The organism is Micromonospora sp. NBC_01740 (assembly GCF_035920365.1).
GTDB classification, from domain to species: Bacteria; Actinomycetota; Actinomycetes; order Mycobacteriales; family Micromonosporaceae; genus Micromonospora; species Micromonospora reichwaldensis.
Map to the genome: position 1 here is coordinate 679,148 of NZ_CP109150.1, position 21,434 is coordinate 700,581.

The 21,434-nt window shown below is 70.8% G+C and carries 25 protein-coding genes, 4 tRNA genes and 1 pseudogene; 5 read left to right on the forward strand and 25 right to left on the reverse strand.

Features of this window, described 5'->3' with window-relative positions; all coding sequences use genetic code 11:
• Positions 1-10 precede the first annotated feature (10 nt).
• The 19 genes and pseudogenes from OG989_RS03075 to OG989_RS03165 form a co-directional block, all read right to left on the reverse strand.
• Positions 11-700, reverse strand: coding sequence for a hypothetical protein (locus OG989_RS03075; protein WP_327029605.1), 690 nt, complete (start codon positions 698-700; stop codon positions 11-13).
• On the reverse strand, positions 697-1,551 hold the full coding sequence (locus OG989_RS03080; protein WP_327029606.1) for an ABC transporter ATP-binding protein: 855 nt from the start codon (positions 1,549-1,551) through the stop codon (positions 697-699). Before OG989_RS03080 ends, OG989_RS03075 begins: the two co-directional genes overlap by 4 nt.
• Before the next feature lie 76 nt (positions 1,552-1,627).
• Complete coding sequence (gene rplA, locus OG989_RS03085; RefSeq protein ID WP_132230893.1) at positions 1,628-2,344, reverse strand: 50S ribosomal protein L1; 717 nt, start codon at positions 2,342-2,344, stop codon at positions 1,628-1,630.
• 81 nt (positions 2,345-2,425) lie between these two features.
• Positions 2,426-2,857, reverse strand: a complete 432-nt coding sequence (gene rplK / locus OG989_RS03090; protein WP_151453321.1) for a 50S ribosomal protein L11 — start codon at positions 2,855-2,857, stop codon at positions 2,426-2,428.
• Positions 2,858-3,040: 183 nt separating this feature from the next.
• On the reverse strand, positions 3,041-3,763 hold the full coding sequence (nusG, locus tag OG989_RS03095; RefSeq protein ID WP_088998338.1) for a transcription termination/antitermination protein NusG: 723 nt from the start codon (positions 3,761-3,763) through the stop codon (positions 3,041-3,043).
• Positions 3,764-3,801: 38 nt separating this feature from the next.
• Positions 3,802-4,194, reverse strand: a complete 393-nt coding sequence (gene secE, locus OG989_RS03100; protein ID WP_088998337.1) for a preprotein translocase subunit SecE — start codon at positions 4,192-4,194, stop codon at positions 3,802-3,804.
• Positions 4,195-4,408: 214 nt separating this feature from the next.
• Positions 4,409-4,481: transfer RNA gene (locus OG989_RS03105), tRNA-Trp, on the reverse strand.
• Positions 4,482-4,609: 128 nt separating this feature from the next.
• Positions 4,610-5,002 carry a MaoC family dehydratase gene (locus OG989_RS03110; RefSeq protein ID WP_132230891.1) on the reverse strand — a complete coding sequence of 131 codons (393 nt, stop codon included), beginning with the start codon at positions 5,000-5,002 and terminating at the stop codon, positions 4,610-4,612.
• Position 5,003: 1 nt separating this feature from the next.
• Positions 5,004-5,450, reverse strand: coding sequence for a MaoC family dehydratase N-terminal domain-containing protein (locus OG989_RS03115; RefSeq protein WP_151453320.1), 447 nt, complete (start codon positions 5,448-5,450; stop codon positions 5,004-5,006).
• 126 nt (positions 5,451-5,576) lie between these two features.
• Positions 5,577-5,744, reverse strand: a complete 168-nt coding sequence (rpmG, locus tag OG989_RS03120; RefSeq protein ID WP_013288652.1) for a 50S ribosomal protein L33 — start codon at positions 5,742-5,744, stop codon at positions 5,577-5,579.
• 132 nt (positions 5,745-5,876) lie between these two features.
• Positions 5,877-5,949 (reverse strand) — tRNA-Met (locus tag OG989_RS03125).
• Positions 5,950-5,974: 25 nt separating this feature from the next.
• Positions 5,975-6,047 (reverse strand) — tRNA-Thr (locus OG989_RS03130).
• Between the two features lie 96 nt (positions 6,048-6,143).
• Positions 6,144-8,672, reverse strand: coding sequence for a putative bifunctional diguanylate cyclase/phosphodiesterase (locus tag OG989_RS03135; RefSeq protein ID WP_151453319.1), 2,529 nt, complete (start codon positions 8,670-8,672; stop codon positions 6,144-6,146).
• Positions 8,673-8,723: 51 nt separating this feature from the next.
• On the reverse strand, positions 8,724-8,867 hold the full coding sequence (locus OG989_RS03140) for a hypothetical protein (protein ID WP_165947696.1): 144 nt from the start codon (positions 8,865-8,867) through the stop codon (positions 8,724-8,726).
• A 403-nt stretch (positions 8,868-9,270) separates the two neighbouring features.
• Positions 9,271-10,266 (reverse strand): hypothetical protein, encoded by a 996-nt coding sequence (locus OG989_RS03145; protein ID WP_327029607.1) that lies wholly within the window; start codon positions 10,264-10,266, stop codon positions 9,271-9,273.
• Positions 10,267-10,478: 212 nt separating this feature from the next.
• Positions 10,479-10,886 (reverse strand): arsenate reductase ArsC, encoded by a 408-nt coding sequence (locus OG989_RS03150; RefSeq protein WP_327029608.1) that lies wholly within the window; start codon positions 10,884-10,886, stop codon positions 10,479-10,481.
• Between the two features lie 17 nt (positions 10,887-10,903).
• Positions 10,904-11,419: a GNAT family N-acetyltransferase gene (locus tag OG989_RS03155; RefSeq protein WP_442791906.1), complete on the reverse strand. Its 516-nt coding sequence runs from the start codon at positions 11,417-11,419 to the stop codon at positions 10,904-10,906.
• 20 nt (positions 11,420-11,439) lie between these two features.
• Positions 11,440-12,147, reverse strand: a pseudogene (locus OG989_RS03160) (aquaporin); the annotation flags it as partial.
• Positions 12,144-12,515, reverse strand: coding sequence for an ArsR/SmtB family transcription factor (locus OG989_RS03165; protein WP_327029609.1), 372 nt, complete (start codon positions 12,513-12,515; stop codon positions 12,144-12,146). The pseudogene OG989_RS03160 and the gene OG989_RS03165, both read right to left, overlap by 4 nt.
• 77 nt (positions 12,516-12,592) lie before the next feature.
• Between OG989_RS03165 and OG989_RS03170 the strand changes: the two genes are divergently transcribed.
• Entirely contained in the window at positions 12,593-12,745 is a 153-nt protein-coding gene (locus OG989_RS03170) for a hypothetical protein (protein ID WP_327029610.1), read from the forward strand.
• 19 nt (positions 12,746-12,764) lie between these two features.
• Entirely contained in the window at positions 12,765-13,223 is a 459-nt protein-coding gene (locus OG989_RS03175; RefSeq protein WP_327029611.1) for an ArsI/CadI family heavy metal resistance metalloenzyme, read from the forward strand.
• Between the two features lie 423 nt (positions 13,224-13,646).
• Here the strand turns inward: OG989_RS03175 and OG989_RS03180 are convergent, their stop codons facing one another.
• Both OG989_RS03180 and OG989_RS03185 read right to left on the reverse strand, forming a co-directional pair.
• Entirely contained in the window at positions 13,647-14,360 is a 714-nt protein-coding gene (locus tag OG989_RS03180; RefSeq protein ID WP_327029612.1) for a DUF6518 family protein, read from the reverse strand.
• 40 nt (positions 14,361-14,400) lie between these two features.
• Entirely contained in the window at positions 14,401-14,934 is a 534-nt protein-coding gene (locus tag OG989_RS03185; protein WP_327029613.1) for a GNAT family N-acetyltransferase, read from the reverse strand.
• Positions 14,935-15,144: 210 nt separating this feature from the next.
• On the opposite strand from OG989_RS03185, the gene OG989_RS03190 reads away from it, so the two are divergent.
• Positions 15,145-15,498 carry a PadR family transcriptional regulator gene (locus tag OG989_RS03190; protein ID WP_327029614.1) on the forward strand — a complete coding sequence of 118 codons (354 nt, stop codon included), beginning with the start codon at positions 15,145-15,147 and terminating at the stop codon, positions 15,496-15,498.
• Complete coding sequence (locus tag OG989_RS03195) at positions 15,495-16,412, forward strand: hypothetical protein (protein WP_327029615.1); 918 nt, start codon at positions 15,495-15,497, stop codon at positions 16,410-16,412. Before OG989_RS03190 ends, OG989_RS03195 begins: the two co-directional genes overlap by 4 nt.
• Positions 16,413-16,678: 266 nt before the next feature.
• On the opposite strand, the gene OG989_RS03200 is transcribed toward OG989_RS03195, so the two are convergent.
• A tRNA-Tyr gene (locus OG989_RS03200) sits at positions 16,679-16,762 on the reverse strand.
• 148 nt (positions 16,763-16,910) lie between these two features.
• Here OG989_RS03200 and OG989_RS03205 point away from each other — a divergent pair.
• On the forward strand, positions 16,911-17,405 hold the full coding sequence (locus tag OG989_RS03205; RefSeq protein WP_089003198.1) for a YajQ family cyclic di-GMP-binding protein: 495 nt from the start codon (positions 16,911-16,913) through the stop codon (positions 17,403-17,405).
• 55 nt (positions 17,406-17,460) lie between these two features.
• Here the strand turns inward: OG989_RS03205 and OG989_RS03210 are convergent, their stop codons facing one another.
• The 3 genes from OG989_RS03210 to OG989_RS03220 form a co-directional block, all read right to left on the reverse strand.
• Entirely contained in the window at positions 17,461-18,720 is a 1,260-nt protein-coding gene (locus tag OG989_RS03210) for an MFS transporter (RefSeq protein ID WP_327029616.1), read from the reverse strand.
• 142 nt (positions 18,721-18,862) lie between these two features.
• Positions 18,863-19,738, reverse strand: a complete 876-nt coding sequence (htpX, locus tag OG989_RS03215; RefSeq protein WP_151453805.1) for a zinc metalloprotease HtpX — start codon at positions 19,736-19,738, stop codon at positions 18,863-18,865.
• A 169-nt stretch (positions 19,739-19,907) separates the two neighbouring features.
• Complete coding sequence (locus OG989_RS03220; protein ID WP_327029617.1) at positions 19,908-21,425, reverse strand: NADH-quinone oxidoreductase subunit N; 1,518 nt, start codon at positions 21,423-21,425, stop codon at positions 19,908-19,910.
• Between the last annotated feature and the right edge of the window lie 9 nt (positions 21,426-21,434).

The following is a 21,434-nucleotide window of genomic DNA, read 5'->3' on the forward strand; positions in this document are numbered from 1 at the left end:
GGGCCGACGGTCAGGGTCGGTGACGCCGCCGCCACAGATACGCCGCTGCGGCCGCCGCGCTCCAGGCCACGGCCCAGGCGGTGAGCAGGCCCACCGTGGACGCGACCAGGCCGTCGGCGGCGGCCCGCGCGGTGGCCATCACCGGCGGCGCCAGCCACGGCGCCACCGAGCCGCTCAGGCCGAGGGCGACCGCGCCGACCCCGCCGAGCGCGAGCACCGCGACGCCGTAGCCGGCGCTGCCCGTGGAGGCGCGGCTGGCCAGCGCCCCGAGCGCCACCGCCGCGGGTACGGCCAGCAGGTGCGCCCACAGCCCGACGGCGATCCCCACCGGCACCGACCGGTCGCCCGGTCCCACCGGACCGGCGACCCCGCCCACCAGCCACGGGAAGACCAGCGCGACGGCCACCGTGCCGAGCCCGGCCACGCCGGCCGCCAGCAGCCCGGCCAGTCGCTCCCGGCGCACCCCGACGAGCGCCTGCGCCAGCCGGCGCTGCACGTCCGGCTCGACGTCCAGCAGCACCTTGGTCTGCCAGGCGAGCACCGGGAAGAGCACCACCGCCGAGACGCCGTACGCCTCCCCCGGCTGCGCCCGGCCGCCGCCGTAGAGGACGCCGAGAGCCACCAGGCCGGCCAGCAGCGGGGCCAGCGCCCGTCCCGTACGCAGGAAGCCCGCCAGCCGCAGCCGGAGCAGTGCGGTCACCGTGGCCCTCCGGTGGTCCCGCCCGTGGCCTCTGGCGCCCGGGCGACGGGCGGCGCGCCGGGGTCCACGGTCGCCGTCGGCGGCCCCTCGGCGTCGTCCGGGGCGGCCACGCCGGGTCGGGCGGGCCGGCGTACGCGAAGGATCCGGTGCCCCTCGGCGCGCAGCCGGGCGACGGTGCCGTCGACTCGCGCCACCGGGACCGCGACCTCGACCACCGCCAGCGCCGCCTCCGCCGACGGGGCGGCCTCGGTGACCGTGCCGTCCGCCACCGTCCACCGGCGGGCACCCGGCAGCCGGGCGATCTCGCCCCGGTGGTCGCTGACCAGCACCGAACCGCCCGCCGCCGCCACCTCGTCGATCACCTCGGGCACGAGGTCCCGGGTCGCGGCGTCGAGGCCCTCCCACGGCTCGTCGAGGACCAGCAGGCCGGGTGGACGCAGCATCGCCTGGGCCAGGCCGACCTTCTGGGCGGTGCCCTTGGACAGCTCCGGCAGGCGGACCCGGCGGAACCCGGACAGGCCCAGCCGGGAGGTCCAGTGGTCGACCGCGTGGCCGGCGGCCGCCGGGTCGAGGCCGGCGACACGTCCCATGGCGGTCAGGTAGTGCTCGACGGTGAAGGGTTGGTCGGCCGGGAAGCGCTCCGGGACCCACCCGACGTGCCGGGGTCGACCGGTGACCCGCCCCCGGCTCGGCCGCAGCACCCCGGCCGCCACCTGGAGCAGGGTCGACTTGCCCACACCGTTGCGGCCGAGGACGACCACGACCTCACCGGGGCCGATCCGCACCGCGGCTTCCCGCAGCACCCACGGGCCCCGCCGCCGGTAGCGCAGCCAGACGTTCTCCAGGCGCACCGGCCGAGCATGCCACAACCGACACGGAACGGGGCGCCGCCACGATGTGGCGACGCCCCGTCACGGGTACGGATGCTCAGGCCTCGGCCGGAGCCTCCTGCAGGTTCTTCACCACGTTGGGGTCGACCGGGACGCCCGGGCCCATGGTGGTGGTGAGGGTGACCTTCTTGAGGTACTTGCCCTTCGCGGCGGACGGCTTGGCCCGCAGGACCTCGTCGAGGACCGCCGCGTAGTTGTCGATCAGCTGGGTCTCGGAGAACGAGGCCTTGCCGATGATCAGGTGCAGGTTGGAGTGCTTGTCCACCCGGAAGGTGATCTTACCGCCCTTGATGTCCGAGACCGCCTTGGTGACGTCCATGGTCACCGTGCCGGTCTTCGGGTTCGGCATGAGACCGCGCGGGCCCAGGATCCGCGCGATCCGGCCGATCTTGGCCATCTGGTCCGGCGTGGCGATCGCCGCGTCGAAGTCGAGCCAACCGCCCTGGATCCGGGCGACCAGCTCGTCGGTGCCCACCTCGTCCGCACCGGCGGCGACGGCCTCCTCGGCCTTCGCACCGGCGGCGAAGACGATCACGCGGGCGGTCTTACCGGTGCCGTGCGGCAGGTTGACCACGCCACGGACCATCTGGTCCGCCTTGCGGGGGTCGACGCCGAGGCGCATGGCGACCTCGACCGTGGCGTCGAACTTGGCGGAGGTGGTGTCCTTGGCCAGCTTCACGGCCTCGGCGGGGGTGTAGAGCTTCGACCGGTCGATGACCTCGGCGGCCTTGCGGTAGCTCTTGCTGCGCTGCATTTTCTACGTACTCCTGTGGTCTATGGCGGGCCGCGGCTTCACGCGCGCCCTCCCACGAACTGGATCTGGCGGTGACCGAGGTCAGTCGTTGACGACGATGCCCATCGACCGGGCGGTGCCGGCGATGATCTTCGCAGCCTGGTCGATGTCGTTGGCGTTGAGGTCGACCATCTTCTTCTCGGCGATCTCACGCACCTGGGCCTGCGACACCGAGCCGACCTTGTCCTTCTGCGGGACGCCCGAGCCCTTCTCCACTCCGGCGGCCTTGAGCAGCAGCCGGGCGGCGGGCGGGGTCTTCAGGACGAAGGTGAAGCTGCGGTCCTCGTAGACGCTGATCTCGGCGGGGACGATGTCGCCCCGCTGAGCCTCGGTCTGCGCGTTGTAGGACTTGCAGAACTCCATGATGTTCACGCCGTGCTGGCCGAGCGCGGGGCCGACCGGCGGCGCCGGCGTGGCCTGGCCCGCCTTCAGCTGAAGCGTGAAAGTCTTGACGAGCTTCTTCTTCGGAGGCATGTCTCTTCCTGGGGCTTGGAACTGGGAAAGGTGCCGGCCGCAGGCGCGCACGGTCAGCGCGATGCGACAGCGGCGACGTTCTAGAGTAGCGCAGCGTCCCGCCGCCGCCTGCGCCGAGGTCGGGCGGGGGGCGGAACAGGTACGCCGGCAGCGGGCCGCTGCCCACCGCCGGCGCTCCCGACGTCAGATCTTGGCGACCTGGTTGAAGTTCAGCTCCACCGGCGTCTCGCGACCGAAGATCGACACCAGCACCTTGAGCTTCTGCTGGTCGGCGTTGATCTCGCTGATCGTCGCCGGCAGCGAGGCGAAGGCGCCGTCGGTGACGGTGACCGAGTCGCCGACCTCGAAGTCGAGGACCTTGATCTCGGGCTTGGCCTTCTTCTGCTCGGTCTCGACGGCCGGCGCCAGCCACTTCAGCACCTCGTCGAGGGAGAGCGGGGCCGGGCGGTCGGCCCGGTCCGTCGCGCCCACGAAGCCGGTGACACCCGGCGTGTTGCGCACGCAGGAGTAGGACTCGGCGGTCAGCTCCATCCGGACCAGGATGTAGCCCGGGAAGACCTTGGCCTGGATCTGCGACCGCTTCCCGTTCTTGACCTCCACCTCTTCCCGGGTCGGCACCTCGACCTGGTAGATGTAGTCCTCCATGTCGAGGCTCGTAATCCGGGTCTCGAGGTTGGTCTTGACCTTGTTCTCGTAGCCGGCGTACGAGTGCACCACGTACCAGTCGCCCGGCGCGTAGCGCAGCTTCTGCCGCAGCTCGGCGACCGGGTCGTAGTCCTCGTCCGGCGCGGGCTCGGTGGTGGGGAACTCCGGCTCGCTGGCGGCCTCGACCGACTCGTCACCAGCCGCCGTCGCCACCGTGGACTGCTCGTCCGTGGTCTCGGCGGTCTCGTCGTACTCAGGCACGCTCGCTCACTTCCGTCACTATCGGCTCAGTCGGCCGGTCAGCTGGGGTTGCCGAAGACCCACAGCACGCCCTTCGCGAAGGCGAAGTCAAGGCCGGCCACGATCGTCAGCATCACCGCGACGAAGGCGACCACAACGGCCGTGTAGGTCAGCAGCTCCTTGCGGGTCGGCCAGATGACCTTACGCAGTTCCGCCACGACCTCGCGGATGAATCGGGCGATGCGGCCGAACAGACCGACCCGGTCGGTTTCCGCCTTGGTCTTCGGCTTGCTGTCCGCCGAATCCGCCTTCGCCCGCGAGCGCGTCGCGGTGCCGCCCCGGGATACCGGCTCCTCGGCGTCGGTGGCGTCGTCATCGGCCACGTCGTCGACGACCTCGTCGTGCAGACGGTCGTCGCCGGCGTCCTCGCCGCGCCGCTTCTTGTCGGCCACTTCGCCCTCCGTCGCGGGATGTCGGGGTCGCACGCTGTCGGGCGTGCGCGGCGCTTGGTCACGCCGGCCGGACCAACCGTCCCGCGACGGGCCGCGGCCGGCGGATCAGCCGGGAGGACCCGAATGCCTCGGGGCCACCCCGCCGATGCCACCACCACGGGCCGGACGCCGCCGTAAGGCGGCGCGACCCACGGGAACGGTCAGGCCTGAGGCGCAGGGGTGACAGGACTTGAACCTGCAGCCTGCGGTTTTGGAGACCGCTGCTCTGCCAATTGAGCTACACCCCTGTGCGGCAATGCTCATCCCGCCCGGTCATGCACGACCGTGCAGGGGTTACTTGCCCCACGGCGGACCAGTGTACGGGTAGCGGCACCACTTTCCCAACCGGTCTGCCCCTCGCGCGTCGGATGCCTGGTCAGCGGGCCGTCCGGACGGTCGCGCGAGCCTGCGAGAGTACCTTCTCCCCCCGGCAGACGGCGGTCACGTCGAGCCTGGTCAGGCCGTCCTCGGTGACCTCCCGGACCACGGCCGTGACCTCGATCTCGGTGCCCTCGTCGTCGTCCGGGACGACCACCGGCCGGGTGAAGCGGACGTTGTAGTCGACGATCGCGTCGGGCGCCCCGGCCCACTCCGCCACCGCGCGGCCGACCAGCGCCATGGTGAACATGCCGTGGGCGATCACGCCGGGCAGACCCACCTTCGTGGCGGTCCGGTCGTTCCAGTGGATCGGGTTGAAGTCCCCCGAGGCGCCGGCGTAGCGGACCAGGTCCGCGCGCGTCACCCGGAACGTCCTGGCTGGCAGTTCCATCTCAGCCCTCCCCGCGTACGACGAGCTTCGACCAGACGGTCACGACCGGCTCACCGGCCGGGGTGGCGACCTCGGTGCGGGTGGTCAGGAAGCCGTGCCCGCCACGGCTGCTGACGTCGTCGATGACGCTGACGCAGACCAGCTCGTCCCCCGCCACCACCGGCCGGGCGTAGGCGAAGCGCTGGTCGCCGTGGACGACGCGGCTGTAGTCGACGCCGAGGGCCGGGTCGTCGATGATCTGCTGGTTGGCCGCCATGGTGAGCACGATGGGGAAGGTCGGCGGGGCGACCACGTCCGGGTGGCCGAGCGCGCGGGCGGCCTCCGGATCGTGGTGGGCCGGATCGGCGGCGCCGATCGCCGTGGCGAACTCGCGGATCTTTTCTCGGCCCACCTGGTAGGGGGCGGTCGGCGGATACGTCCGGCCGACGAAGGACGGGTCCAGGGACATGCCGCGAACCTACACGCAAACGCCGATCGCCGATCCGTACGGTCGGCGGCGGCCGGAGCCGCGCCGTCCCTACGGACCGGCGATCGGGAAGTGCCTGAGGACCGGGCCGGCGGTGCCGGCCGTGGGTCAGCGGGTCTCGCGGTGGACCGTGTGCTTGCCGTCCCGCGGGCAGAACTTCTTCAGCTCGATGCGGTCGGGGTCGTTACGACGGTTCTTGCGCGTGATGTAGTTGCGCTCCTTGCACTCCACACACGCCAAAGTGATCTTCGGCCGGACATCGGTCGCCTTCGCCACGGCGGAGTGCCTTCCTCGCTACGGGTAACAACTACGGCGCATCAGCCTACGCGCTGACGGCGCGGACATGCAAAGTGGGCGCCAGTGGCGCCCATCCCACCGACCGCCGGGAGCTGGCCCGGTGGACGAGAGTAGCGGTGGCCGGACTTGAACCGGCGACACAGCGATTATGAGCCGCTTGCTCTACCATCTGAGCTACACCGCCGTGGCGGGTCCAGCCGGACCCTCTGAGCCCCCTTACGGAATCGAACCGTAGACCTTCTCCTTACCATGGAGACGCTCTGCCGACTGAGCTAAGGGGGCCTGCGCGATCTCCCCGGGGGGTGACGCGCAGGGGATACATTACACGGCCGTGCGGCGGAGATGAAATCGGATCCCCCACAGGCGCGTCTCCGCAGTTCAGGGCACGGCCCGCAGCCGGGGCAGCTCCCCCGGGGAGATCGTCTCCGGGTCCACCTGGGCGCCGAACCAGGCCTCCAGCCGCTCGTACGGCAACGGGCGGCTGAACAGGAAGCCCTGGCCGATCTCGCAGCCGATGTCCTGGAGCAGCTCCAGGGTCAGCTCGCTCTCCACGCCCTCGGCGACCACGGCCAGGCCGAACTGCTGGGAGAGCGTGACCACCGCGTTGACGATCGCCAGGTCGCCCGGGTCCGTCGCCATGCCCTGCACGAAGGAGCGGTCGACCTTCACCTCGTGCACCGGCAGGCGGCGCAGGTGGGCCAGGGACGAGTCGCCGGTGCCGAAGTCGTCCACCGACAGCCGTACGCCGAGGTCCCGCAGTCGCCGCAGGGTCGGGATGGGCCGGTCGGTGCCGTCCAGCACCCCGGCCTCCTTGATCTCCAGCGTGAGCAGCTGCGGCGGCACGCCGTACTCGTCGAGCAGCTCCTTGACGCGGGCCGGGAAGTGCTGGTCGGTGAGCGTACGCGCGGAGAGGTTGACCGCGACGGCGAGCGGCTGGCCGGCGTGCGTCCAGTCCCGGCTGCGCCGCAGCCCCTCGCGGAGCACGAACTCGGTGAACCGGCCGAGCTGGCCGGTGTGCTCGGCCACCGCGACGAAGTCCTCCGGGGCGACCGTGCCGTGCGCCGGGTGCTCCCAGCGGGCCAGGCACTCCACGCCGACCAGCCGGCGGTCGCGCAGCGTCACCTTGGGCTGGAAGTAGACCTCCAGCTCGTCGGCGTCCAGCGCGCGCCGCAGGTCGCCGGCGAGGCCGAGCCGCCGCAGCGACCGCGACTCCAGCGTCGGGCTGAACAGCTGCACGCTGCCCGGCACGGACTTGGCCGCCGTCGCCGCCAGATCCACCCGTTGCAGCAGGGCGACGGCGTCGCTGCCGTGGTCGGGGTGCACGGCGACACCGACGGCCGTGTCCACGTCGAGGGTGAGCGCGTCGAAGACCATCTCGTCGCGGATCTGCTCGCGCAGCTGCGCGGCCAGCTCCATCGCCGCCTCGGCGCTCTCCAGGCGCAGCGTCACCAGGAACTCGTCCCCGCCGGCCCGCCCGACCAGGGCCGCCGAGGGTACGCAGGAGCGCAGCCGGTTGGCGACCTCCACCAGGACCTTGTCGCCGGCGGCGTGCCCGAGCGACTCGTTGACCTGGCGCAGCCGGTCGACGTCGAACAGCAGCAGGGCCACCACCTCGCCGGGCGCCCGGATCTTGACGGCCTCCTCCAGCGCGCCCGTGATCCGTCGCCGGTTCGGCAGCCTGGTCAGCGTGTCGTGGCTGGCGTCGTGCCGGAGCCGGTCGACCAGCCGCGAGTTTTCCAACGCCACCGCCGCGTGCGCCGCCACCGTCTCGAAGAGCGGCACGTCGGTGCGGACGAAGTAGTTGCTGTCCCCCAGCCGGTTGGCCACCTCCAGCGTCCCGATGACCGCCTGGCCGGACCGCAGTGGAAGGACGATCACGTCCTTGACCCGGTGCGTCGAGAGGGGGGCGCGCAGGTCGCCGTCGGTCGTCAGTCCTCGACCGACGGCCACGGTGCGGCCCTCGTCCCGGGCCCGTTCCCGCAGGGCGGCCGGGGTCTTGGCGAAGTCGAGCAGACCGGGGGCGTCGTTGCGCGCGGTCAGCAGCACCTCGGGGTGCCGGCCCTGGGCGGGCAGCCAGAGCGTCGCGTACTCGGCCTGCATGAGCGCCCGTACGCGGCCCAGGAGGGCGTCGGGCAGCGTGCCGTACTCACCGCTCTCGCTGACCGCGCGGCTCAGCTCGTACATGTCGGTGAGGGTGCGGTGCTGCCGGAAGAACTGCGCGTACGCCCGGTAGACGAAGGCCAGCGCGACGAGGAGCGCCCCCAGCAGCAGCAACGACCACCAGGTGGCCGCGATGAGGATGAGGACGATGATGCCGATGGCAATATTGATCATCGCTGCCAGGAGCCCCGGCATCGACTGCCGGAACGCGCCCCGGCCCGCCTGCCAGCCCTGCAACAGTGTGTGCACGCCGGCGACCGAGGCCATGCTCAGCAGGTTCACCATGCTGGCCGCAAAGAACAGCTTGAGCCAGGTGGCCGGGCCGACATCCTCGACGGGCGGCAGGGCCTGGAGCACGAGGACGGCCAGGGACGAACCCGCGGCCGCGCGGCCCACGTTGAACCAGAACTTCGTCGGGCCGAACCGGTGCCTGAGGTGCGACACGGCCGACGCGACCGTGTAGATCATGACAACCGTCAGCGGTTCGACGAGATAGAACGCCAGGACCAGTGGGATCTCGGTCAGGGTCACGCCGAGGGACTGCCGCCGAACGGTGAAGTTCAGTACCGGGATCCCGGCGGCCACCATGGCCACGAGAAGTGGCAGCGCGAGCGACCACCCGCCGAACGGCTGCGGCGCGACCAAGCCGACCGCCGTCGTGCAGACGATGGCGATCAGGGCCAACGGCCCGGTGATCAGCCACGCGTATTCAGTCGAGCGGGGGCCGGTGGGGCCACGACCCGCCATCCCGTGCCCCCTTACCGGCCCGCCGGTGTCACGTCATCGAGCGGTGGTCACTCAACGAGGCGCGGGCATGTTCCAGATGATGTCGGCGGTCTGGAGATCTCCGAATCCCTGGAGGTCACCGACCAGGACGCCGCTCGCGAGAACGGCGAGCGCGAAAAGCGAGCCAAGCAGCTGGCCGAGCTTTCGACGAGACATGGTTGCTCCTGCAGGGGAAGTGTCACGGGGATGGTGGAGGTTCCACGATCGTGCCACAAGGCAGGTACCCAGAAAAGCGGTGCGTGTACCGCCGGGCCGAGCGTCGGCGACGTTCCGCCGTTCGGCCCACGGGCCGCCCCGACCGAGCCCTGATCACGGGGGCTGAGTGGGCATCATGCACTTCGCACATTGCGGATTGCGACCTTCCGCGCAATTCGGGGAAGGTCCGGGAGTCCGGGCGTACCCACCTTCACCGTGGGTGACCCCCTGCCCGGGAGGAGGCCCGGCCGGACATCGACCACCATACTCGTTCTGCGCCAGCGCGCCAGGGCTGAGACGACGGACCGACAAAGCTCCGCCACGAACCCGGGTAGGAGCATTCAGGACGGCGGTCCCGTGGCTGCTATCTGCCGCAGGCTGGGCACCGCTCGCGCACCGGTACCGCCGGGGTGTCGGCCGTCGCGCCGGAACGTGCCCGGACTGCGAGCGCCCCGGTCAGAGCCGCCACGCCCGCGATGAGGACGGCGACGGCGGTTCCGGCGCCGACGCGGAAGTCCGCATGGCCGGCGCCGACCACGGGCGCTACGTTCTCGGTCAGGGGCCCCAGGGCGAGCAGTCCGACGGGGGTGAGCAGGACGAGAAGAGCCCAGATGCCCCGGGCGTCGCCGCGCAGGGACAGCACGGCCGCGGCGAGCATGGCGGCCAGCAGAAGGACCGCGCCGGTTTCCGGGAGGAACGCGCCCCCGTAGCTGAACCGGTAGAACCACGCGCCCTTCCCGGCCAGGACCCCCGCTGCGACGAGAGCCGCCCCCAGTGCGATCGGCAAGGGTGCGAGCCGGTGGCGTAGCACCGTGTGGGAGGGAAGTGCCAGTGCCAACACGCCCAAAGCCGCCTGAGGAAGCAGAACGAACAGGTACGGGCGGGGCAACTCGAACAGGGCGGCGACGGGCACCACGGCGACGGTGGACACCAACGCCAGTCCGATCGCGGCGCGGGCCCACCGGGCCGGCCCGAGAACATGAACGACGGCGGCCAGCAGCCAGCAGGCCCAGACGACGATGCCCGTGGTGGCGAACGGCCCGAAGGCCGGCGAGCCCCACACACCCGGCGTGGTGACCACTTCGGCGGCGGCCCAGAAGCCAGCGAGGGCGGTCGCGGTCAGGTGGCTCAGAACAGCGGCGAGGCGTACGCCGGGTATGAGGTCGGCAGCGCCGGCGGCGCGCAGGCGCTCACGCCCACCCCCGGCCAGCACGTCCCCCACGTCGAGGATCGACGGCCAGCGGCGGTCGGGCGCGGCCAGGTCGAGATACGTGCCGACGATCTCGCCGCCCCGTGCCTGGCGGTACGCGGCGGGATACGCCCGCAGCAGTTGCCGGTAACGGCGTTCCAGGTCCCTCACGCCGGCCCTCCGGGGGCAGGCCGGGCGGCGGTACGGGCCCAGAAGGTGGGTTCCCCCGGTGGTGTGTCCACGACTCGGAATGTATCGGCTACGAAGGCATTTGACGGCGGAACCGCCACAGCCACGCATTGGGGCGTGCGCCCGCACCCCTCAGACCGGCGCCGGGCCACAGGGAGCGCAGGGTCACCTGTTCCCGCCATGGTCCCGGGTGCTCAGCCGTGTTGCCCGATGCTGACCAGCAGCTGCGTAACCCGAGTCCTGATGTCGTCGCGGACCTGGCGGACGATGTCGAGGGGTTGGCCGGCGGGGTCGGTGAGCTTCCAGTCCTCGTAGCGCTTGCCGGGGAAGACGGGGCAGGCGTCGCCGCAGCCCATGGTGATGATGACGTCGCTGGCTTCGGCCGTGTCCCAGGTGAGTTGGGCCGGCGTCTGGTCGACGATGTCGATGCCGACCTCCCGCATGGCGTCGACGGCGACGGGGTTGATCTGGCCGGCGGGTGCGCTGCCAGCGGAGCGGACCTCGATGGTGTCTCCGGCGAGGTGGCGCAGCCAGGCGGCGGCCATCTGGGAGCGGCCGGCGTTGTGGACGCAGACGAACAGGACGCTGGGTTTGTGGCTCATCGGTGATGTCCTTCCCATCAGATGACGTTCGGGCTGCGGCGCTCGATGAGGGTGACGTCGCGCCAGGTTCCGTGGTGACGGCCGACGCGTTCGCGGGTGCCGACGGTGCGGAAGCCGCAGGCGGCATGCAGGGCGAGGCTGGCGGAGTTCTCGGGAAAGACGCCGGATTGGATGGTCCAGATGCCGGCCTGCTCGGTGGAGGCGATCAGGGCGTCGAGCAGGAGGCGGCCGATTCCCTGGCCGCGGGCGTCGGGATGGACGTAGACGGAGTGCTCGACGACCCCGGCGTAGACGCACCGGTCGGAGACGGCGGAGCAGGCGACCCAGCCGAGGACCCGGCCGGTGGGGTCGATGGCCACCCAGCGGTGACCAGGTAGCCGACTGGCGGTGAACTGCTCCCAGGTGGGCGGCTCGGTCTCGAAGGTGGCGTTGCCGGTGGCGATGCCGAGCCGGTAGATGTCCAGCACGGCGTCGGCGTGCTGATCGCCCATGGCGGCGATGGTGATGCCGGTGGCGCTGGCGAAGGCGGTCATCGGTTCTCCCGGGCGAGGTGCGGCACGACGACGGCGTCGGCGGAGTCTGCGGCGTGGGGATACCAGGCGGCGAGGGCCGCGACGGCGACCAGGCCGCCGACGAACTGGGCGGCGACGAAGCCGGGCACCGACGCCGGGGCGATGCCGGCGAAGGTGTCGGTGAACGCGCGACCGATGGTGACGGCGGGGTTGGCGAACGAGGTCGACGAGGTGAACCAGTAGGCCGCGCCGATGTAGGCGCCGACGGCGGCAGGGGCAGCGGAGGTGCGGCCGGTGTGGGCGAGGGCGAAGACCAGGACGACGAGACCGGCGGTGGCGACCACCTCGGCCAGCCACAGGTTCCCGCCGGTCCGCTCGGTACGCGACCAGGCCACGGCCGGCAGGTCGAACATCAGGCCAGCCAGCACCGCCCCGGTGATGGCTCCGCCGGTCTGGGCGGTGGTATAGGCGGCGAGGTCGCGGGCGGTCAGGCCGGTGCCGGCGCGGCGGCCGAGCCACCAGTCGACGGCGGAGACGACCGGGTTGAAGTGCGCCCCGGACACCGGCCCGAACATGAGGATCAGCGCGCCCAGGGCGAGGGCGGTGGCGATCGCGTTCTCCAGGAGCTGGAGCCCGACGTCGTCGGGAGAGAGCCGGGAGGCGGCGATCCCGGAGCCGACGACGGCGGCGACCAGCAGGGCCGTACCGGTGAACTCAGCCGATGCCCGGCGGGCCAGGGTGAGGGTCACGCGGTGGCCTGCGCGGACCCGGCGGGGAGGTCCAGCAGCGCGCCGAGCTGCCGAAATGCTTCCGGGCGGGCCCGGTACCACACCCAGGTGCCGCGACGGTCGGAGTCGACCAGGCCGGCCTCGCGCAGCACCTTGAGGTGGTGGGAGATGGTCGGCCCGGACAGGTCGAACGCCGGGGTCAGGTCGCAGACGCAGATCTCCGGCACGGAGGCGATCATCGACATCAGCCGCAGCCGGATCGGGTCGCCCAGCGCCTTGAACATCGGCGCGACCACCGCCGCCTGCTCGGCCTCCAGCGGACGGACCGCGATCGGGGAGCAGCAGGCCACGGCTTTGAGGTCCACCACCGGAAGCGCTTGTTTCGACATGCCTCTAGGTTGACAGATCTCGAAACAGGGTGCAACGTAGGTCCTGCTTCGAAGAACATCTAGGCAAGGGCGAAGTGATGCTCAAGCTGTTCACCCGTCGTCGCAACACCCGCGTTCGAGACGTGACGCTCTGCGAGTCGTGCGGGCAGGTCTGCACCGCGGACTGCCACGCCGACGCCCGTTACGAGCGCGCCCGCACCACCGCTCTCACCAGCCACCACATCCGCTGAATCCGTCAGGAGGGGAACCATGTCCCGCGTCCAGCTCGCCCTGCGTGTATCCGACCTCGAAGGCTCCATCGCCTTCTACTCGAAGCTGTTCGACACCGAGCCGGCCAAACGTCGCCCCGGCTACGCCAACTTCGCCATCGAAAACCCGCCGCTGAAGCTCGTGCTCCTGGAGGGCGAGGCCGGCCAGCCCACCGTGATGGACCACCTGGGCGTCGAGGTGTTCAGCACCGACGAGGTCAACGCCGCCACCAGGCGCCTCACCGACTCCGGCCTGATCACTCTGGAGGAGAACAGCACCGAATGCTGCTACGCCCTCCAGGACAAGGTCTGGGTACGCGGCCCCGGCAACGAGCCCTGGGAGGTCTACACCGTCAAGGCCGACTCCGACCAACTGGACAAGGTCAGCGAGAGCGCGTGCTGCACCCCCGCCACCGACAAGGAAACGGTCACCGCCGGAGCCCAGGCAAACTGCTGCTGACCGCTGCGAATCCGCGCCCGCCCTCGATTCAGAGGGTGGGCGCGATTGCTCGGGTGGGCACAACTCCACGGACAGCATCGGCCAGTGGTTGCGGGCGAGAGAGCGTCTATCGCAGCCCTCTCCCAAGATCACCTGTTCCCGCGGTCCCTGCGGAGAGACTGATCAAGTTGGACTCCGCCGGTCTGAACGAGAACGGCCCCGGAGTGCGTTTCGCGGTTCCCTGGGGCCGCCCGTGATTCTGCTTGGGCGGGTAGCGGATTCGAACCTCTGTAGCTTTCGCGACGCATTTACAGGGGTGTCCGTGATCCTGGCTCGGGCAATATTCACTGAGCTGCCGTTCCTGCCTTCCAATCGCCCGTCCGGGGGAGGGCCGCTCACCAAGTGCCCACGGATGGAACCTTGCCCCCAGGACGCCGCTCGTGGCTACAGCGTCATCCGAACCGACTCGATGAGATGCCAACTCGCGATGCTCGCTACCGTCGCCACCGCGGCGGCCATCAAGAAGACCCGCAGTGAGATCGGTGGCCGACGGAGCCGTAACGCAACGAGCGCGGCTGCTGCCGTAAGGAGAAGTTGCACCGCTGCCGTCCCCAGCCTCGTCCAGACGAAGGAATCCATGGGACCGACCCAGACGAACGCGATGAAGAGGACGGTGTAGGCCGCCTCCCCGGCAAGCAGCCCGAGCGCTACGCCGAGAGCAATGCCGGCGTTGCGGGTAGTGCCCGTCCTTAAGACGTGTGCGAGGTAGCCAAGCACCAATCCGCCAAACGACGAACCAACCAGCCAGAAGGCCGACGCGCGCATGATGGAGCCGAGCCCGTCCGGTGGTGGCGTCGAACCGCTGAGCCACTGCCGACTCAGCGAGGCAACGAGGCCGTAGTAGGTCAGAGTCGCCACGGCGAGTGTGCCGACCCCAGCGACCAGAGCTGATCTCAAAGTCGGGGCGTAGTAGGTCACGGCGAGGGCCACCACGCCCCAGGCGAATCCCGAGCTGAAGGCTGGCACGAGGACCCTGCCCACAGCTTCCGGCACGAGGTCGGCAGCGAACGCCCCCATCCCCAAGGCGACTCCCGCAAAGACCGGGGGAAGTACCTCTCGCCACGCCCTTCGTCTACCGAGGGTCTTCGAATCCGTCACCTGAACACCGCCGGGACAATCAAGGTTCACTGTTGCGCTCTCATCCGCGCTGCCACGGGCGGTCGATCGCGTACATCACCTGACGCGCGGCGAACTCCTCGAACGCGTCGACCCGGACCATGCCAAGGGCTTCCAAGAGGCGGACCGATCGGGTGTTCGCCTCCTGAGTGACAGCGATCAGCCGGGCGGCGTCCGCGAACCGGTCGAAGGCCAACCCGATGGCCGCCGCGCATGCCTCCCGGGCGTACCCCCTCCCCCACCACTCCGGTAGGAAGACGTACGACAACTCAAGATCACCTGTGCGGTACCGGCCCAGGTGGCACCTACCGACGGCCTCCCCGGAGTGCGTCGCCACCATCAGTCCGCCCGCCTGGTCATACCTCCGACGCTCGGCCAATTCCACATCAGACACCGGACCACCGAGGTATCGCCGCATCACCGGGTCACGCCACATCCGTTCAATGACAGCCATGTCGGACGAGTGAACCTCTCGCAGTACGAGCCTGCCCGTCACTGCCAGTGGCGAACCCACTTCACTAGTCATCGCCTCAGTCTGCACTTGTCCCGCGCCCATCCGGGGGCGTCGCCGATCTTGTCGTTCATGATCACGGCCGTGTGTGAGGTGGTGCCCCACCACGGCCCGCAGTGCGTGCTGGTCCCGACTTTCGGGTGCACCCACAGGACTCGCGCCCAGCTTCGAGCGACGAACGTCAACTACTCCGTAGCCGCCGTCGCGCTCATCGAGCCTTGACTCATACGTCGATCATCTGCTTATGTTGATGACATGACTGGTTCCTTCGCGGCGATGCGCGAACCCACCTACTTCATCTTGGCCGCGTTGCAGGACGAACCCTTGCACGGCTACGCGATCGTCAAGCGGGCGCAGGAGTTGTCCGACGGGCGGGTGCGCCTCACGACGGGCACCCTCTACGCCGCTCTGGACCGGCTCACCCGTGAAGAGATGGTGCGGGTGGCCGAGGAAGCGGTGGTCAACGGCCGCGCCCGCCGCACCTACGAGCTCACCCAGCTAGGTATGTCCGCACTGCGTGCGGAAGCAGAGCGGATGGCTGCGGCGGCCAGCGTCGTTCGTGACCGTTCCGTCCGCTCGACGTCTGCGGCTTGGGTGGTGCCGGCATGACTGAACTGGAGCGCCGCTACCGTTGGCTACTGCGGGCCTACCCCCGCGCCTACCAGCAGTATCGCGCCGACGAGATGCTCGAAACCCTGCTCGCCACGGCTGACGACGAGCGGCAGCGGCCGCACCTTCGAGAAGCGGCGGCGCTCGTGGTCGGAGGGCTACGCGCCCGCACCGGTGTCGACCGTCTCGGCTCGCGATCAGCGCTGGGATACTCCGCGCTGCGACTGTCCGCGCTGTCCCTGCTCGTGTACGGCATGACGCTCTGGGCCGGGGGTCCGATCTCATTCTTGGTGACGACGCTGTCGGATGGCCCATACAAACCCGACACGTGGTGGTTCATGCTCATCGTCATTCCGACGGTGCTGGCCATCGCGCTTTTCGCTACGGCGTGGGGCAGCTACCGACTGGCATTCGCTGCGACAATATTGACCGTGGCCGCGCAACTCTGGTCGGCAAATTGGTTTACCCAATCGCTTTGGTCGGTTGCTAGCCTCCAGGGTGCGATTGTTCCCAGGTTTTGGCCAGTGCTGCTGGCTTCGCTGGCCTTGCTGCCACTGCTCCGCGCACCCCGAACGCCCGTGACCAAACCATGGGCCTGGCCCGTCCTCGGGGCACTGGCAGTCGTCGCTTTGACGCCGAGCCCGATCAACGGCTGGTCGGACGCACCGCTTATGTCCCTGTACGCGTTCGCCGCACTGGCCGTCATCGCCGCGCCCATCGATGCACGGATGCCCATCGTCGCCTCGGTGCTCCTCCTGGCGCCAGCCTTGGCGCAAGCCACCTACCAGCTCTATTTCAAACAAGCAGGGTGGGAACTGGACATCTCCATCACCACGATCCTTATCCTCACGGCGGTCATGGTGATCACGCTTGCAGCCGGCACAATCGCGGGCCGCCGCCAAGCCCGCATGTAGACACGGAAGCTCCCCCGCCACCCACTTCTCGTGGATAGCCGGAAGCCGAGCCGGCTGCGCGACTGCTCGTCCAGATCGTGCAGCCAGTCGGTGATCGCGGCGAACGACGACGCGTCGCCAGGACCGCCCGACCGGTCACGTACGCCCTCAGCGCCATGATCGACCTGCCCGCGATCTGCCTACAACGAGTCGCAACGGGCTGGATTCAGCCGGACGACAACGGCCCCCGATCAGCATTCCTGCTGGTCGGGGGCCGTTGGTGCTCCTGGTGGCGGGTAGAGGATTCGAACCTCTGTAGCTTTCGCGACGGATTTACAGTCCGCTCCCATTGGCCGCTCGGGCAACCCGCCAGGGCACCCCACCGCGTCGTAACGCGGCAGCGGAAGCAAGGATAGCGGCTCACCCCGGCATCGGCGCAACCGGGTACCGTCAGGGGGTCGTACCGCTGGTCAGCGGGGGACGAAGGACCACAGACCGCCGGACAGCAGGAGCATGAGCATGGCAGCGAACCCGTCGTTCGACATCGTGAGCAAGGTCGACCGCCAGGAGGTCGACAACGCTCTCCGTCAGGCGGAGAAGGAGCTCGCGACGCGGTTCGACTTCCGGGGCACCGGCGCCGAGATCTCCTGGTCGGGCGAGGAGGCGATCAGCCTCCAGGCGGAGACCGAGGAGCGGGTGCGGGCGGCACTGGAGGTCTTCAAGGAGAAGGTGATCAAGCGGAACATCTCGCTGAAGTCGCTGGACGCCGGTGACCCGCGCTCGTCCGGCAAGATCTTCAAGATCGACTGCAAGGTGATCCAGGGCATCGACTCGGACAAGGCCAAGGCGATCAGCAAGAAGATCCGCGACGAGGGCCCGAAGGGCGTCCAGGCCCAGATCCAGGGCGACCAGCTCCGCGTCACCGGCAAGAAGAGGGACGACCTCCAGGCCGTCATCGCGCTGCTCAAGGGCGAGGACTTCGGCGTCGCCCTCCAGTTCACCAACTACCGCTGACGATGACCGGTCGGCCCCGCCGCGGTGGGGCCGACCGGGTCAGAACCCGTAGGCGTCAGGCCGGCAGCAGCTCCTCGGTGCGTACCGCCGTGGTCTCCGCGCGGGAGATGGGCCCGGCGGGCAGGGCCGCGACCCCGGCCCCGACGGCGACCGCGGCCCCGGCGAAGACGAACGCCCAGGGCACGCCGCCGCCGTGGTCGACGATCAGGCCAGCCCCCGCGCCGCCGGCGGCGCTGGCCCCCACCGACATGGTCACCACCCAGGTGTACGCCTCGTTCAGCATGCTGGTCGGGGAGATCCGGCCGACCAGGGTGTTCTCCAGGGTGAGCGCGGGCGCGATCATGGCGCCCCCGATCACCAGGGCGGTGCCCAGCGCCACCGGCGTGGGCATCACCGCGAAGACGGCGAAGCTGGCGGCCACGCCGCCGAGCAGCAGCGAGAACTGCCGGGTCATGTTCCGGGCCGGCTTGCGGACGCCGAACCAGAAACCGCCCACTGCGCTGCCGACGCCCCAGACGGCCAGCAGCACCCCGGCGAGGCTGTCGGGGTCGTCGGACGTGTAGGCGGTGGCGAACGCCGGCACGGTCACGCCGGCCGCGCCGAAGGCGATGCCCAGGCTGGCGACGCAGAGCAGCAGTGCCGGGAAGCCGGGCACGCGCAGCGGGCCGAGCCCTCTGGTCTGGTGCTCGCGCGGGTGCGGCTGCCAGCCGCGCATGACCCGGCCGAGGGCCACCGCCATGGTGCCGACCAGGGTCACCACGGCTGAGCCGACCAGGGCGGCACCGGCGTCGGCGAACAGGATGAAGCCGGCGACCAGCAGCGGACCGAGCACGAAGACGATCTCGAAGAGCGTGGTCTCGGCGGCGAGGGCGGTGTTGCGGAGGTGCCACCGGCCGGACGACGGCGAGGTCAGCTCGTTCCAGGCGCCCCGGATCGCTGCGGTCAGCGGCGGGTAGGTGGCGCCGGCGATTCCGGAGGCCACGAAGACCAGCGTCAGGCTGCCGGCGTCGGAGCGGGCGGACCAGAGCAGGCCGAGCAGGGCGAACGGGTGGGCGATCGCGGTGCCGACGAGCACCGGGGTGGGACCGATCCGATCGGCGATCCGGCCGGCCACGGGGCTGAGCGCGGCGCCGGAGAGGGCGTAGATGCCCCCGGCGACGGCCGCCAGCGAGTAGCGGCCGGTGACCTGCTCGACGACCAGCAGCAGCGCCAGCGGCGTCATGCCGATCCCGAGCCTGCCGACGATGCCGGTGAGCAGCAGCATCGGCGCTCCGGGGATCCGCCAGACGCCCAGGTACTGGCGCAGTGCGGCCACGGTCGACCTCCAGGGGATGTAACGAGCGGGGAACCTTTCGACCCTAACGCCGCCGGAGGCGTGGAAGGAACGGTTAACGCGCTCACACGGCGTTCCGCCCGTGTCCGGCTGACCGGACACGGGCGGAAAGGTGATCAGCGCCTCAGCGCTGGAACTGCACGGGGCCGCTGTTCGCGGCCATCCGCTCCAGCCGGGTGACCCGCTCCTCCATCTTGGGGTGGGTGGAGAAGAGCGCCGCCACGCCGCCGCCCTTGAACGGGTTGGCGATCATCAGGTGAGCGGTGCTGGTGAGCTGCCCCTGGGCCGGCAGCGGCCGACGCTGGGCACCCATGTGGATCTTCCGTAGGGCGCTGGCCAGGGCCAGCGGGTCCTTCGTGAGCCTGGCCCCGGAGGCGTCCGCCTGGAACTCCCGGCTGCGGCTGATCGCCAGCTGGATGACGGTGGCCGCGATCGGCCCCAGGATGATGGTGAGCAGCAGCACGGCCGGGTTCGGGGAGTCCTCGTCGTCGCCCCCGCCCAGCGGGATGAACCAGGCGATGTTCGCCAGCATGGTGATGATGCCGGCCAGACCTGCCGCCACGCTGGAGATGAGGATGTCCCGGTTGTATACGTGCGACAGCTCGTGCCCGATCACGCCCCGCAGCTCCCGGTAGTCGAGGATCTCGGTGATCCCCTGGGTGACGCAGACGGCCGCGTGCTGCGGGTTCCGCCCGGTGGCGAACGCGTTGGGCTGCGACGTCGGGCTCACGTAGAGGCGCGGCATCGGCTGCCCGGCCTCGGTGGCCAGTTCACGGACCATCCGGTACAGCTCGGGGAACTGTGCCTCGCTGACCGGTTGCGCCCGCATCGAGCGCAGCGCGAGCTTGTCGGAGTAGAAGTAGGTGACGCCGTTCATGAGCAACGAGACGACGACGGCGATGACCAGGCCGCCACTGCCGCCGAACCAGTAGCCCACCGCCAGGATCAGCGAGGTGAGCAGGCCGAGCAGCGCGGCGGTCTTCAGACGGTTGTGGTGCACGATCACTCCTTCGGTGCAGCACGGATCGCTCGGGATCCGCTGACCGGTTCAACAACCCGGTACCCGCCAACCATCCGTCTCATGGCTGTGAGTTGCCTGAGATGTCCGAAGTGCCCGTCGGGACTGAAGCCCCCGAAGACGGGAAGACCGTCCGACGCGAACCGCCGCGTCAGCGGGCGGCGACGTCGAGCACGAGCTGCGGGGCGAAGCCGAGCACCAGCGCCGCCGCCGTCGCCACGGCCAGCACCACGCCGACCGTCCGGGCCCGCACGGGGGCCACGTGGGCCACGGTCGAGATGCCGTCAGCGGCGGCGCCCACCGCAATGGCCGAGCCCTCGGCCGGCGCGGCCCACAGGGCGGCGGTGAGACGCAGGTAGTAGGCCAGGCCGATCACCGCGTTCACGGCCACCACCACGGCCAGCCAGCCCGCGCCGCCGTCCAGCAGCGAACGGACCACGGTCACCTTCGCGAAGAGACCGGCCAGGCCCGGCGGCAGGCCGGCGAGCCCGATCAGCGCCAGCCCGAGCGCCGCCGCCCGCCACGGGTGGCGCCGGGCCGCCCCGCGCAGGTCGTCGACCGTGCCGCCGTCCGCGCCCGCCGGGCGCAACGCCACCACGGCCGCGAAGGCCGCCAGTTCCAGCAGCACGAAGAAGACGGCGTACGCCACGGCGGCCGCGTACGCGGCGGTGCGGGCGTCGGCGGTGCGCCCGGCGGTCAGCGCCAGCGCGCCGAGCGGGGCGAGGATGTAGCCGGCCTGGGCGACCGAGGACCAGGCGAGCAGCCGGACCGTACGCCGCTGGCGCAGCGCCACCAGGTTGCCGACGGTCATCGTCAGCACCGCGAGCAGGGCGAGCACCGGACCGGTCACGTCGGCGGGCAGCGCGTGCTGCACCACGGCGAGCAGCGCCACCACGCCGCCCAGCTTGGAGGCGGTGGACAGGTACGCCGCCACCGGCAGCGGCGCGCCGTCGTAGGCGGCCGGCGCCCATGCGTGGAACGGCACCGCCGCCACCTTGAACGCCAGCCCCAGCACCACCAGCGCCACGGCGGCGGTGGTCAGGGGCAGGTCGAGCAGGTCCGTGCGGTCGGCGAGGATCGCGCCGATCCGGCCAAGGTGCAGCCCGCCGGTGGCCGCGTAGAGCAGCGCCGCCCCGAGCAGCGTCAGCGTGGTGGCGACCACGCTGACCACGAAGAAGGTGACGGCCGCCTCGGCGCTGGCCAGGCTGTCCCGGCGCAGCCCCACGAGGACGTAGAGCGGGAGGGTGAGCGTCTCCAGCGCCACGATCAGGGTGATCAGGTCGCCGGCCGCGCCGAGCACCACGCCGCCCGTCATCGAGCAGGCGAGCAGGAAGCAGTACTCCCCCGCCGGCGACTGCCCCGCCCGCAGCAGCGGGCCGGACAGCGCGAGCACGCCGAGGGTCAGCAGGGCGACGACGACGGCGACCAGGGCGGCCCGGCCGCCGAAGACGTACGAGCAGTCGGGGCCCACGCAGAACGTCCGCCGCTCGCTCCCGGCGCCGACCAGGGCCGCGCCGAGCGCCGTGGCCGCCGCGCCGACGGCGGCCGTGGCCAGCGTGACCCGGGCGCGGGCGACCAGCAGGTCGGCGAGCAGCACCAGCACGGCCGTGCCGGCGGCCAGGTAGGCCGGGAGCAGCGCCACGTTGTCGACGCTCTGCACCACGCTCATGCCGGCACT